This window comes from Marinobacter sp. G11 (genome assembly GCF_021282325.1).
GTDB lineage: Bacteria > Pseudomonadota > Gammaproteobacteria > Pseudomonadales > Oleiphilaceae > Marinobacter > Marinobacter vinifirmus.
In genome coordinates, this window is the sequence record NZ_JAJSPB010000019.1 from 26,016 (window position 1) to 39,222 (window position 13,207).

The 13,207-nt window shown below is 51.5% G+C and carries 11 protein-coding genes; 1 reads left to right on the top strand and 10 read right to left on the bottom strand.

Annotation, left to right across the window (positions count from 1 at the left end):
* Positions 1-76: 76 nt before the first annotated feature.
* From LWH94_RS12625 to LWH94_RS12665, 9 genes are all read right to left on the bottom strand, one after another.
* Positions 77-967, bottom strand: a complete 891-nt coding sequence (locus tag LWH94_RS12625) for a TIR domain-containing protein (protein ID WP_232902473.1) — start codon at positions 965-967, stop codon at positions 77-79.
* Positions 967-1,254 (bottom strand): hypothetical protein, encoded by a 288-nt coding sequence (locus LWH94_RS12630; RefSeq protein ID WP_232902435.1) that lies wholly within the window; start codon positions 1,252-1,254, stop codon positions 967-969. Before LWH94_RS12630 ends, LWH94_RS12625 begins: the two co-directional genes overlap by 1 nt.
* Positions 1,255-1,711: 457 nt before the next feature.
* A complete protein-coding gene (locus LWH94_RS12635) occupies positions 1,712-2,524 on the bottom strand; it encodes a hypothetical protein (RefSeq protein ID WP_232902436.1) in 813 nt (270 codons plus the stop codon).
* A 25-nt stretch (positions 2,525-2,549) separates the two neighbouring features.
* Positions 2,550-5,738, bottom strand: coding sequence for a type I restriction endonuclease subunit R (locus LWH94_RS12640; RefSeq protein WP_232902437.1), 3,189 nt, complete (start codon positions 5,736-5,738; stop codon positions 2,550-2,552).
* Positions 5,739-5,783: 45 nt separating this feature from the next.
* Positions 5,784-6,611: a hypothetical protein gene (locus tag LWH94_RS12645; RefSeq protein WP_232902438.1), complete on the bottom strand. Its 828-nt coding sequence runs from the start codon at positions 6,609-6,611 to the stop codon at positions 5,784-5,786.
* Positions 6,612-6,642: 31 nt separating this feature from the next.
* On the bottom strand, positions 6,643-7,584 hold the full coding sequence (locus tag LWH94_RS12650) for a GIY-YIG nuclease family protein (RefSeq protein WP_232902439.1): 942 nt from the start codon (positions 7,582-7,584) through the stop codon (positions 6,643-6,645).
* The gene (locus LWH94_RS12655; protein WP_232902440.1) at positions 7,581-8,897 is read right to left on the bottom strand and encodes a restriction endonuclease subunit S; all 1,317 of its coding nucleotides are present in this window, start codon (positions 8,895-8,897) and stop codon (positions 7,581-7,583) included. The genes LWH94_RS12650 and LWH94_RS12655 overlap by 4 nt, the downstream gene beginning before the upstream one ends.
* Entirely contained in the window at positions 8,894-10,879 is a 1,986-nt protein-coding gene (locus LWH94_RS12660; protein WP_232902441.1) for a type I restriction-modification system subunit M, read from the bottom strand. Before LWH94_RS12660 ends, LWH94_RS12655 begins: the two co-directional genes overlap by 4 nt.
* A gap of 42 nt (positions 10,880-10,921) precedes the next feature.
* A complete protein-coding gene (locus tag LWH94_RS12665) occupies positions 10,922-11,485 on the bottom strand; it encodes a recombinase family protein (RefSeq protein WP_232902442.1) in 564 nt (187 codons plus the stop codon).
* 305 nt (positions 11,486-11,790) lie between these two features.
* Between LWH94_RS12665 and LWH94_RS12670 the strand changes: the two genes are divergently transcribed.
* Positions 11,791-12,090, top strand: a complete 300-nt coding sequence (locus LWH94_RS12670; RefSeq protein ID WP_232902443.1) for a type II toxin-antitoxin system TacA family antitoxin — start codon at positions 11,791-11,793, stop codon at positions 12,088-12,090.
* 737 nt (positions 12,091-12,827) lie between these two features.
* On the opposite strand, the gene LWH94_RS12675 is transcribed toward LWH94_RS12670, so the two are convergent.
* Positions 12,828-13,187, bottom strand: coding sequence for a hypothetical protein (locus tag LWH94_RS12675; protein WP_049756844.1), 360 nt, complete (start codon positions 13,185-13,187; stop codon positions 12,828-12,830).
* Positions 13,188-13,207 lie beyond the last annotated feature (20 nt).

Here is a 13,207-nt window from a genome sequence, read left to right on the forward strand (position 1 = left end):
CATGCGAAGGGTGGCATTCACCATAACGTCAGATTATGCGCAGCGAATCCTTTACCCGATTGAAGGGATGACTGTCTCAAAGTCTCATGATTTTGTTCCAGTCAACATTGTGACCTACAGCCTGGAGTTCCCTGGCCAATGACTGCTTCCAGCCTCCGCTTTCGTCCATTTTCTCCCAGACGACACCAGCGAAGTCGCTGGGTATTTCAACATGGCCCCTTTTTAGAGCGCAAACCCTATCACGCCCCAACCGACCTAGAAAAAATCCCAACTCCAGCAGCACGTTTTGTCTTGCCCGAGGCTCCGGATTACCACCAGTGGCAGCACCCTGGTCATCTGGGGTTAGAAGAACGACTGCGAAGCCTACGTCAGAGTTAGCCTCCACTTTCTCGATAACTGTCCGGCCTTTGTTCGCTTGTTCATGAAGAATAATTGGTACAAAGCCGATTTTCTCAAGGAACCTAGCAACGGACTCTCGAGCACCTTCATCATGTCCGTGAACAATGAACACTTTTTTCGACCAACCCTTCTCTAAAACCGGCTCTGTCGATGGCCCGGCAAGAACATAGGCTCTGTAATCTCTGACAAAAGGAATTATTAGCTGGCTGGTAATACTATGTATTCCCGCGATAATTTTCCTGCCTGAGTAAAAATATTCATGTCCGAACTGTGCTGCGAATTGCGGGTCTTCAGCAAACTTCTCGATTAGTAGCAGCGTCAATCCCAATGTCTTTTCATGACTCTCTGGCCAGGCCAGCTGACTGCTCCCGACCATCCCGCCACGAGTTTCCTCACTTTTAGCCAGAAAATCGTTTAAGTCGAGGCCCTCAGTAAGCCTCTCATTAACGTCTTTTAACTCTGGGTGGCTCAACAAATGTGACAATTTTTTCAACGGTCTAGCATATGTCTGGAGTTGAGAGGATTGGAGGTCCAGTACCGCATTATTTATCTCCGTGAACAATTCCATCACTCTGGATCACCTCCCTTTAAACGCTCCTCCGCCGCTTTTTCAATGATTGCCTCACGATAATTTTCCTTCATCTCTTCAGCCATGGGGCCTATCAAGGAATTAGAACCGTGCTCACCGATAGCATCATCTATCATCCTATTCATAGCTGCGATCGCGGCCTCAATGCTACCAGGATCGCCTGGATCGAACGTTACGCTGCCTAGCTTTCCATCCAAGGACTCCAGGACCGCCTGAGCCTCTGATAGCTCTTTTTGAATAGCATCTAGACCTTCAATTTTAAACATTGCGTGCTCCTCGTTTCTGCATACGAGCAAGCCGGCGAGGATAGGATGAGAACCACAACTTCTGGGAAAATGTAACCAAATAATATTGGCTACTATTAGCCCTATCTTGTAGTATTCTCATCCCACTAGTCGAACCGGCTGGTTGTTTTGGTAAGGGCCTTTCCGCCAAGATTGATCCCTTACATCAGACTAAAACCTCAGGGCTTTCGCCTCTGGGGTTTTTTATTGCCGGAAAATCAAGCAATACCTCGATGATACAAGATATGGTGATGGAAACAAGAAGGTCATCATGTAAGAAATAAGCCTGTGTATATCAATTTTCAGATAAAACATATGCTTAATTGTTTATCCACAATTATGTGCATAACTAAATTTATCAACATATTGTGTTTTTGGATTCTGATTATTGGAACAATGATTGTTAACCGGACGATCTACCCTGTTGAGACAGACTTTTCTATGCTTTCACCTCGCCCAGGGAGGCTTCCCATTGATCCAAGATATCGTCCAGCTTTGCGTGTTTGATTTGTTCTTTGATCTCGTCAGAAGGGTTGGTAGCCAGTGCGATTGATCTGAAAAAAGATTCCATGAACGCATGCAGATCGAAAGCTTCCCCTTCGTCTTGATTAGCCATTTTTCTGCGCTTTACCCCTAAAAACCAACTGCAGACCCAAAGCCACAACCCTGCGCTCCAGCTGACACGGCGTATGATTTTTTCGAGATCAACAATCAGTTCTTGGAGTGTTCTCTCTTTCGATGATTCGAGTTCTTTTTGTCCGATCGCGTTTACCAGTGCTGCTTCATCGCTATCGGGCAGCACCTCAGTCATTGCAGCGGCTATGTTCGTCAGGTTTTCCGATAATTTAGGGAGAAGCTTCATTCCGCGAACGCGGTGAGCCAACAGAGGATTGACTCTTGAGTAGTTGTATAGAGCCGTCTCATAGCTGTCGAGCAACTTTGGGTCTGCCCTGACCAAACCATCCATCAGCGTTGTCAGAATAGTGGCGAAGTATTCCTTCGGAAACTCATTGACCATAATGCTTTTCAAATTCGGTCTGTCTCCAAGTATCTTCTTGAACTCGTCCTGGAATTCATCAACCGCTGCATTCAACTTTGGGCGTTCGATCAGTAGTTCGTGCCGTATTTCCAGCAAGTGAAAAAGCAAGACACGAGAGCCCTCCCGGCGCTCCAGGCTCAGCTTCCAAAAGTAACCAATGACGGCTAGCCCCGCAGTTACGAGTATCCCTACATCAAACACTATTTCTTGCATGGTCATTCCTGCCATCGCCACAAGGCTACGATTGTGACGATGCGTCGTTAAACGTCCCTTTGTGAGACGTACTCTTGAGAAGGCTAAGAATTAGCAGCGCGAACGCTCTCTGTTTTGGTTCACTCTCCAATATTTCCATCGATAATTTTTCATGATCCGTCATGGAGTCCAGCACCAGGTCAGTAAGCCGCTTCGGAAGTAATCCGTGCATCACTTGATCCGGTGAGTGGCCGTCTACCTGCGCCATCACCGCCTCATCCCGGCGAACGCGATCTGCAATGCCGTTGGCAAAGTGCAGCTGGTCCTCATCGCTAACTTCGGCGCCGAAGATGTCATTCAGCTTCTCGATGATTTCGGACAGGCGTTTCTTCTCAGGATCGTGGGGCTTTCCAGTACCCACACCGGTAATCGGGTCCAGTCCCTCCGGGTCGTTCTCACCTTCTAACCGGAGCTCATGCTCTTTGCGCTTGGTGATCCGGTAATGGCTCAACTCCAACTCTGAAATATCGATTTCGTCCTCATCGAGGATTTGCTGACGCAGCAACGGCAGCAAGTGTTTGGCAAAGACGCACAGCTGCTCCAGTTCCGGATCCTCAAAGAACACGATCTGGGACAGAAATTCGTAGGCTCGAACAAAGCTACCAAGGTTCTTCTTGAACAGGTCCAGCTGATCCAGGCCCTCCCCGATTTCTTTCAGCGTTGCGTCGGCCTGTTTAAGGCCAATAGTGTTGCCATCGGTTTCTGCCTGTTTTCGGGCAGCCCCTGCTTCGGCTCGCTCGTCTCGAAGCAGCTTGTAACGCTTGTTGAAGCGCTCTCGGGCCGGTTGGCAGTAATAGCTGAGTTTGGAGGCTTCGGCTTTTGGGTCGAAGAAGGCCCTGGCAAAGGCCTCCACCTCGTCCCAGTGGTACACCTGCTCGGCATCCAGCGCTTCCTGGATGTCATAGACCACCTGGGCATCAGAAACCCCGGTCAGTTCCGCCTTGTTGTAGTACGGCAGGAACGACTCGAGGATGTCCTGAGCGTCGTTGATGAAGTCCAGGATGAAGGTTTCCTTGCCAGGAAACAGCCGGTTCAGCCGTGAGAGTGTCTGAACGCACTCCACCCCCTTGAGCTTCTTGTCCACGTACATGGCGCAGAGCTTCGGCTGGTCAAAGCCCGTCTGGTACTTATTGGCTACCAGCATCACGTTGTACTCGTCTGTGTCGAACGCCTTGGCGTGATCGCGACCATTCAGGCCTGGGTTCAAAAGGCTGCTGGTTTCGGTCACCTCTTCTGGGATCACATCATCCGGTGGCAGGCTGCCTGAGAAAGCCACCAGGGGGTGAACGTCCAGATAGCCCTTGTCCTGGATGTACTGCTGCATGGCCAGCTGGTAACGCACGGCCTCCTGCCGACTGCTGGTCACCACCATGGCCTTGGCCTGGCCATCCAGCAGGTGACGGACGTTTTCCCGGAAGTGCTCAACGATGACCTCAACCTTCTGGCTGATGTTGTATGGGTGCAGGCGCACCCATTTGGCCAGTGTGGTTCGGGCCTTCTTGGAATCGACCTCATCGTCCTCTGCGTCCGGGTGAGCGAGCTTCCAGGCGACGGCATAGGTGGTGTAGCGCCGTAGCACATCAATGATGAACCCTTCTTCGATAGCCTGTCTCATGGAGTACACATGGAAAGGCTCTGGCTTATTGGACTCACTTCGAGGCTGTGACGGATCCGGCTCACGGCCAAACAGCTCAATGGTCTTGGCCTTAGGCGTCGCGGTAAAGGCGTAGTAGCTGATGTCCTGGCTAGGCTTTCGCGCAGAGACGGCAGCATCCAGAAGCTCTTCTGCACTGATTTCCTCACCTTCGGGTAAGTCACCACCCAGGATGGCCTTCAGCTTGGTTGCGGAAGAGCCAGTTTGCGAAGAGTGAGCCTCGTCTGCGATCACGGCGTACCGCCCTGACGCCAGCTTGGGATACTTCTCCAGCGCATCGAACAACGCCGGGAAGGTCTGGATGGTCACGATAATAATTCGGGTCTGTTCGGCCAGAGCCTCAGCCAGCTGCTCTGATTTACTCTGGTTACCCAAATCACGGTTGATAGGGCGAACCACGCCCTGAGCGTGCTCAAACTGGTAGATGGTGTCCTGAAGCTGGCTATCCAGAACCGTTCGGTCGGTCACGACGATGACCGAGCTGAACAGCTTGTTGCCCTCGTTATCGTAGAGCTGGGCCAACTGATGGGCTGCCCAGGCAATGGAATTGGATTTGCCGGAGCCCGCACTGTGCTGGATGAGGTAGCGTTTGCCGGCACCTTCTTCGCGGGTCGTCTGAATCAGCTGGTTAACCACGTCCCACTGGTGGTACCGGGGGAAAATCAGCGTTTCCTTGGTCTTCCGGTTACCATGGAAATCTTCTTCGGTTTTCTTTTCCAGGTGTAGGAAACGGCCAAGGACCTTAAGCCAGGCATCCTTCTGGAACAGCTGCTCCCACAGGTAAGCCGTGGCGTAGCTACCCTCATCCTCGGCACGGGGATTCCCGGCACCACCATCGGCCGTGCCTCGGTTAAACGGCAGAAAGAACGTGTCCTTTCCATTCAGCCGGGTGGTCATCGCCACTTCGTCCTGGCTGACAGCGAAATGGACCAATGCCCCACGCTTGAACGTCAACAATGGCTCCGGCTTCCGTGTAACCGGATCCTTTATCGGACGATCCTTTTTGTATTGGCGTTTGGCGTGTTCGACGGTTTGTTTGAACTCGCTTTTGAGTTCCAGCGTCGCCGTCGGAATCCCGTTCACGAAAAGCACCAGGTCGAGCCGGGGATTGTAGTCACCGGTGCGGGCATGAGGCGAATAGGAGACTTCCTCGACCGCGCGTAACCGGTTGGCGTTGTATCGACGCTCTGTGTCCGGGTTCATGCCGTGATCCGGCTTAAAGCTGCACAGGTCGATTTTTACGCCCGGTACTTTGAAGCCATGACGGAGCACATCGAGGGTGCCCTTTTTCTCCAGCTCCCGAACGGTTTTCTGAATGAGCACCTTTTCCGGGTTCTGAGGGTTACCCTTGCAGAACTTTTCCCATCGGTCTGGCCAGGCCTCCTGGAAGTAACCAATCAGGTCTTCCGGGTACACGGCATTCACCTTGTCGTACTCAGACGCCTTGCCGACCAGCCAACCCTGATCATGCAGGGCTGCGATGATGTCGTTCTGGAACGCTCTCTCTCGGCTGTCAGCCATGACTACTCCTTGTATCCTTTGACCCGCTTGGTACCCGATTTTCGCTTAAATACCTTGAATATTGCTTTGTACTTGATAGCGGATGACCTGGTTGCCCGCTTCAATAACGTCAATGCGAGCTCCGCGATAACCGATGGTCTGGCTCTCCGAGAGATCATATTTCAGGTCTGCAGAGAATGCTGGTCTGGCAAGGTTCCCCGAGAACTCACGGTATTTAAACGACAGCTCGTCGCCAGAGCGTCCCAGATAAATCAACTCTTGCCGGAAGGTTTGGCCATAATCAGAGAATTTGTAACGCTTCGTACACTGATCGTCTGGTACATCAACGGCAAATAGAGCACTTGAGCCCCTAAGAATTGAGCCACTCAAAATGGTTCGACCGCCTATCGCGATGGCATTCTCGTCCTGCTGCTCACTTTGATCTCCCGATACCCAGTTTGTGATCAGCTTGCCGTCTCGATCGATCAGATTCAGATTGGAAACCTGTAGGGTACATCCAGAGTCTGTCGGGCCTGAAATAAGCTGAAAATTCGAGCCCGAGATGGAAATACCCTCGTTGAGAGATCGAATATTGCCGTATCCATAGGCGGTACTCTTTCCCGCCTGAGATTCGTAGTTGATCTGGTAAAGGGCTCCTGGCAGGAAAAATCGGTAGCCACCCTGCTCGAATTCCAGGTCTTTGACTCTGAATCCGGGAGCTCCATATCCTCGGGTACGCTCCAACACCGATTCGCCAATCTCGGCGCTCACGACCTGTCCTATAGGTGGATACATCTCGGTATGAAGTTTCTGCGTGACACCTGTCGTCTGACATCCGGCAAGGAAAACGCTTCCAATGGCCGCAATACAGCCCAACCAATTCGGTGATTTCATTAGGTACTGCCTTTTTTATGTGATTTTTGGCTCAGTCTTTGAGCTCTTCATTGGTAATCTGAGCTTCGACAAGCGAGCTTTGCCAGTCGCCGTATGACTTCCTGCTGCTCTCTTCGATCCAGACAATACGGCCATTTGCCGAGCGTCCTGATACCACTGCTGCTGCCGCGCTAGGACTTGAGAAAGATTGGTCTTGTGTGAAACGCACCGCGCCGGAGGCGTCCGGCACCAGCACACCATCTGCCGTCAACTGATCATACAAGGGGCGATAACTGGTGTAGCTACTGCCGCTCACCCACTTATCTCGCGCCTGGCTTCCCTCAAGCACCACAAACTCACCATCGACTTCACGGGCGGTGGCACGAATGCCGTATTTAGGCAGCTCCATGTAAAAATTCGGAGCCGCACCCTCAGAACCTGGCTCCCCCTGGATCTGCGCTGCAATTTTCTGCCGATCACGGAGAAAGTCGAAGCCCAACACGGGCAATATGATGCGGACTTGTTCAATAAAGAACGCCATATCGGCCTGATCGGACTCCGGAAGCACCGTGTAATCGTGAGCAGTGCCATTGACCAAGCCACAACGTCCGGATTGCTTGGCGATCGCGATAAGCTGGCTTTCCAGGTACTTCACATGAGCTTTGGTGAGATTCTGATCTTTGCTGGTGATCAGACACACCCGCTCCCAGAAATCCTTGCCGCCCTGGGGCTCAGGACGATTGTGCTGTTTCAGGCGCTTGGCCACATCATCGGATTCGCCGATGTAGACCAAAGGACGCATGGCGTTGTCTGGATCAGGGCCCACAAGGAAATACACGCCGGTCCGGCCGCACTCGGGACGTTGCACCAACTCAGTCAATTTGGTTCGAGGCCCAGTCAGAGCATGGCCCGTCCAGTTCATGATCTCGGCAGTCAAAAGACCGTTCGGAGTGCCATCAACCAGGAACAGACGGATGCCGCGTCCGTGGCTCATGCGGTAACCTCCATCCCGGCTTGACGTACATCTTCATCAAAAGCACTTTCATCTGACGGTGGTTGCCAGTTGCGGACGTCGATTTTTCCGGTGACGGCAGCGGAGATTAGGGCGGCGCGACGTTCTTTTAGAACCGAGATGAGCCGATCAGATTCCGATAATAGATTGTCAAACCGTTTCTTATTATCCTCCAACCATACATTGATCGCTTTTTGCTCTGACAGCGGAGGGATGACAATAAATTGGTCGCGGACTTTGCTTCCAGTTATCAAAGGCTGAGCTGTTCTATCAGCTATTTCATTGAGGTTGCGGGCGCGAAGAAGGTTGCTCAAATAAGAGCCATCAAAAGCCCAATCGTCAAACTGAATTATCAGAGCATTATCAGTAACCCAAGCAGGTTCGGTTATTGTGTGAACATTGCCACACAGTGCTCCCACCCTTCCAAGAACAATCGCGGGAGGCTGTAAATTTGCTTCACTGATGTAGCCCATAACCCCGTTCCCACCAATTACCGGGATACTTTTTTCAGGAGATTCTGCGCTCTCGATCGTTTGCGAAGCTAACCCATCACCACTTCGAGAAATGGCACGCCATTTTAGAGGCATCACATTCCAATGTGCCGGCACTTCCCCAAGCCACTCCACCCCGGAGACCTTCATCGGCACATCCGGATCCAGCCCCTTGGTCACCGCATGGGAAATCACCGCCTGGCGCTTTTCCTGAAGCAGTTCTATCAGGCGCTCCTGCTCGCGGATCAGGGCGTCGATTTTGGCGGTTTCGTGGTCTAGGAAGCGGGCGATTTGGGTTTGTTCATGTATCGAAGGAACCGGTAAAAAGATCTCACCAGCATCTGACCAACGAAAGTCCGTCGATCTTTCCCGAATGCCTTTCGCAAGAGATGCAACAAACCCTGACAACGCCATATTTCTCAACAGCTTGCCGTAGTATTCTGTCAGGACGGTTTGTTGTGATTTGGGAACGCATACAGAATACACAGGTGATGATTTGCCGTCAGAGTCGGAGACGCCGATAGCGCCGGCAAAAGCATCCATCGCATGGATTACTAGGTCTCCTGCACAAACCCTCTGGTAGCCAATTTCTTGAACCGCGTTGGTGAAGCCTTCGGTTCTTCGCTTCGAACGTAGGGTTACAGTCCCGTCCCTGAAGCAGGTTACGATGCCATTTCCCTCTTGTACCGGACGTTTTACAAGAGAAAAGAGGTGTTTTAGGCGCTTTAGTTCCCAGCTTTCCGGGATGTCTCCAAGCCATTTGAGACTCGAACTCTTGTAAGCCGGATACTTATCAAAACTCATGCCGACAGCTCCTCAATCATCTGCTTGATCCGGTCGGTACATTGCTTCAGGTCAGCATCGATTTCTTCCAAAGGACGCGGCGGCGTAAATTCATAGAAGTGCCGGTTGAACGGAATCTCGAAACCAACAATGCCCACTTCGCCATCCTTCTCGTCGCGCTTGGACTCATCAATCCAGGCGTCGGGAACATGTGGTTTCACTTCCCGTTCAAAGTAGTCGTACACGGACTCTGAGAGGGGCACGTTCTCATAGTCCCGAAGGCCGGTGTCGGCTTCTGGATTGCCTTTGCTGTCCATGCAGATATCCGCTTCTGGATCGCGTTCACTCAGGGCATTGAGCAAAGCTTTCAGTTGTGGCGCACTCAGATACACCTGGTGGTCAGTGAGTGAGGTCTTCAAAGCCTTCTGGAACTGCTTGCGATTCCGGTAGACCGTCTCGGCATCCATAGCACGACAGGCAGCGAGGATCTTGTCTTGGTCTTCCTGATCCATTTTCTGGATGGCTTTTTCGTCCGCAATCCGCTCAATGCGGTCTTCCGAGGTTTGGAAGTTAAGCTTCAGCGGACGCTCAACCGTGATGCGCCGGTAACCAAAGGCTTCGATGGGGAAAATCTTGCTCTTTTTGGTTTCCTGAAAGTCCCCATACATCCTCACGATCTCGTCCTGGTCGGACTCGCTGACAAACTGGCGCTTACTGCCGAGGGACTTACGCATCTTAGTCGCCCGATCGGTAGCATCGATCAGCTGGACCTTGCCTTTGCGTTCAGCCGGCTTGTTATTGGAAAGCACCCACACATAGGTGGAGATGCCGGTGTTGTAGAACATATCCGTGGGCAGGGCCACGATGGCCTCGACCATGTCGTTCTGCAGCAGATAGCGCCGGATTTCGGATTCGCCACTGCCAGCACCACCCGTAAACAGCGGGCTACCATTGAGAATGATGCCGATCCTGGAACCGCCCTCACGGGCATCCCGCATTTTGCTGACCAGGTGCATCAGGAATAGTAGGGAGCCATCGGACACGCGGGGTAGCCCAGGCCCAAAACGACCATCAAAACCTCGATGCTTGTGCTCATCAGTGACCTGCTTCTGAACCTTTTTCCATTCCACGCCAAACGGCGGGTTACTGAGCATCAGGTCAAACTTGTTAGTAGCCAGCTGATCATCCGACAGCGTGTTGCCTAGCTTGATGTTGCTGACTTCCTGTCCTTTGATCAGCATGTCGGCCTTACAGATGGCGTAGGACTCCGGGTTCAATTCCTGGCCGTGTAGCGAGACGGTGACACTCTCGCTGATCTGCTGAATGTACTCGTCGCCTTCGGACAAGAACCCGCCCGTTCCAGCTGTAGGATCGTAAATGGTCACAATGCTATTAGGCGTTAGCCGACTCTCCTGTCCGGTCAGGACAAGGGAAGTGGTCAGATGCACGATATCCCGTGGCGTGAAGTGTTCCCCGGCCGTTTCATTAGAGCTCTCCGCAAATTTCCGGATCAACTCCTCAAAGATGATCCCCATACCGAAATTGCTGATGGTTACCGGGCTCAGGTCAATGCTGGCAAACCGCTGCACCACCTGGTAGAGCAAGTTGTTGGCACTGAGTTGTTGTACGAAGTCTTCGAAATGGAAATGCTCGAAAATCTCCCGGGCATCCTGGCTGAACGACTGAACATAGCTCATCAGGTCGTCAGCGGTTTGGCTGTCAGACAGGGTAGCCAGGCTTAACGGAGAAGCATTGAAGAACTGCTGGCCAGCGGCTCGAAGCAAGAGTTTCTCGCGAACCGCATCCGGCTTGGCCTGATGTTCTTGGGCTGCTGACAATACCTGAGCTTTGGTTGGCTCCAATACGCACTCCAGGCGGCGCAGTAGGGTAAACGGCAGAATCACGCGCCCATACTGGCTCTGCTTGAAATCACCGCGCAGAAGGTCGGCAACCGACCAGATAAAAGCGGCGGTTTGGGAGTGGTTGGTTTGGTCGTCGGTCATCCGTGGAGCTCCATTACAGCATGTTGTCGGGCTGCGACTATCTCAGGCAGCCAATCCAATTCTTTTAAGTGAGGCGTTCAACGTCGTTCGAGTCACACCGAAGTGAGCCGCAACTTCTGTTTTCGTGATTTGAGGGTCGGAGAGCATGGCCGCTGCTTTACGGACGTCCGAATCAGACATAGATAGTTTCCGGCCGCCTTTGCGCCCCCTCGCCCTAGCTGCCTCAAGACCAGCCTTTGTGCGCTCTCTAATCAGATCATGCTCGAACTCAGCCAATGCGCCGAAGATATGGAACACCAGGCGTCCGCCTGAGCTGGTTGTGTCGATTGCTTCGGTAAGCGATTTGAAGCCAACTTCTCGATCATTCAGATCCTGAACGATCTCAACCAGGTCCTTCAGTGAGCGTGCCAGCCGATCCAGCTTCCAGACGACGAGAATGTCCCCTTTTCGGAGGGTACGAAGGCACTGCGACAACTCAGGTCGCTCACGCAGCTTACCGGTAAACTTTTCCTGAAAGATTTGCTCACACCCAGCTTTTTCCAGGGCATCCACCTGGAACTCAGGATTCTGATCCTGGGTACTGACACGCGCATAGCCTATGATCATTAAACGCACCTTTTCTAATCATAGTTTTTTGTACGTGATTTCTGGACACAAAACAACAAAAAACTGCAGGTTTTCGTACGAAGGGGCTAGGCGTCCAACAAACGACCGTTTTTTTAACTATCGTTGGACGTCATAGGGGGCCACTAAGGTGGCCCATCTTGCCTTTCAGGCCTGGGCTTTATGTGGTGGGCGAAGATTGAGCGGTGTAGCAGTTTGTCAGCATTGAGCTAGTCTATAGGGCATATTGTCTGAACTTTGGCTTGGCTTCTAATCAAAGTGCTCACGTTGAACCGGTTAAAAATACGATGGATAAACACCAAAATAGCGCTTCCCTGGTTATACATATCGATGAGGAAACGCAAACACTCATTGACCGCGCCGCCGAGCTAGCTGGTAGCACGCTGGAACAATTTCTAATTCAGGCTGCAACAAAAGAAGCTTTAGCTGTCGAAATCGAAGCTCTTCATATCTCGGTTTCAAATCAGACGGCTGATCGAATACTGCAACATTTGGAAAATCCAAAACCGGCCTCGCTTGAGCTTCGGAAAGCGGCACTCAAACATCGCCAGGTTGCACATCAATATAGAACAAAAGATAGCCGTTAAACACTTTCGTTCTCTAGACTACAGAGGTCCGTCTGAACTCAATGTCACTCTATGGCTAATCGATAAATATTGATCGCGTAAAGTTACGCCTCTCACCAAACACCGTAGCAAACGACTATTTGCATTCACTCTGCGACTATGGAAGAATTTCCACGTTCATCCAGAACAACGTAATTGCCGCTTTCGAGCGGCTTTTTTTATGGCTGAACCTGTTGCGAAACTATTAACGCTGAAATCTCAGTGTTCTTACTTCCGAATCCAGAATTGATAATTTCCTGCAATGTAAGAAAGAAACCATCTCAAAAAACCATTGTAAGGCTTTTGGTCATCCAAAAAACCATTAATGCTAAGTCTGTGGCAATTAGTAGCGGCAAATTACCCTCTCAAAAGCCCCTCACCTAACCGTCTAGTCCATCCAACATTATGGAAATGGTTTTTACCTTGCTCAACATGGTTCTTTCCTTGCTCAACATGGTTCTTTCCTTGCTCACCTCTCAACAGAAGCTCTGAGGATTTGGCCGGTAGCTGAGAGCTCAGCCTATGGCTGAGCTCGTTGCTGAGCAGTCAGGCTTTGCCTGGCTGTGAAGGAAAGCTCGGGCCGAAGGCCCGAATGACGGAAAGAGCAATGGTTCGGCGATCTACCAGCGCTCACCTACCAGGATATCTGCAATACAACCCCCCATTTAAAAGCAAGGAAAGAAAAACACCAGGCACGAAAAACCACTTCCCGCATCAACTCACCACCCAGCGCCCAACTCTATGTAGTTTTGTATCCGCTGCATAACATCCAGGCTGCCGTCAGTAATGAGCACCTCCAGAGGCGACTTACCTCCAAATAGGCTATGATCGTTAGCCAGCGACATAAACCCATATATATTGGCCGGATTTTCGAACTGTAGGCGAAGGGCGGCATGGATATTCAGTACGTGACTAATCCTCAATACCTGATCTGAGGATAGTTCCTCTGAAACAGATTCTTTATCCCCAACCCCAAGAACCTTGAGCTTCTGGTCCTCCGAACATCCCCATTCGGCCAGAATTTTCAATGCGACATCTAATCCAATTTCTTCCTTAGAACGCTCGGGGCATTGTCTCATTCATTTCACCCTCGAATTCC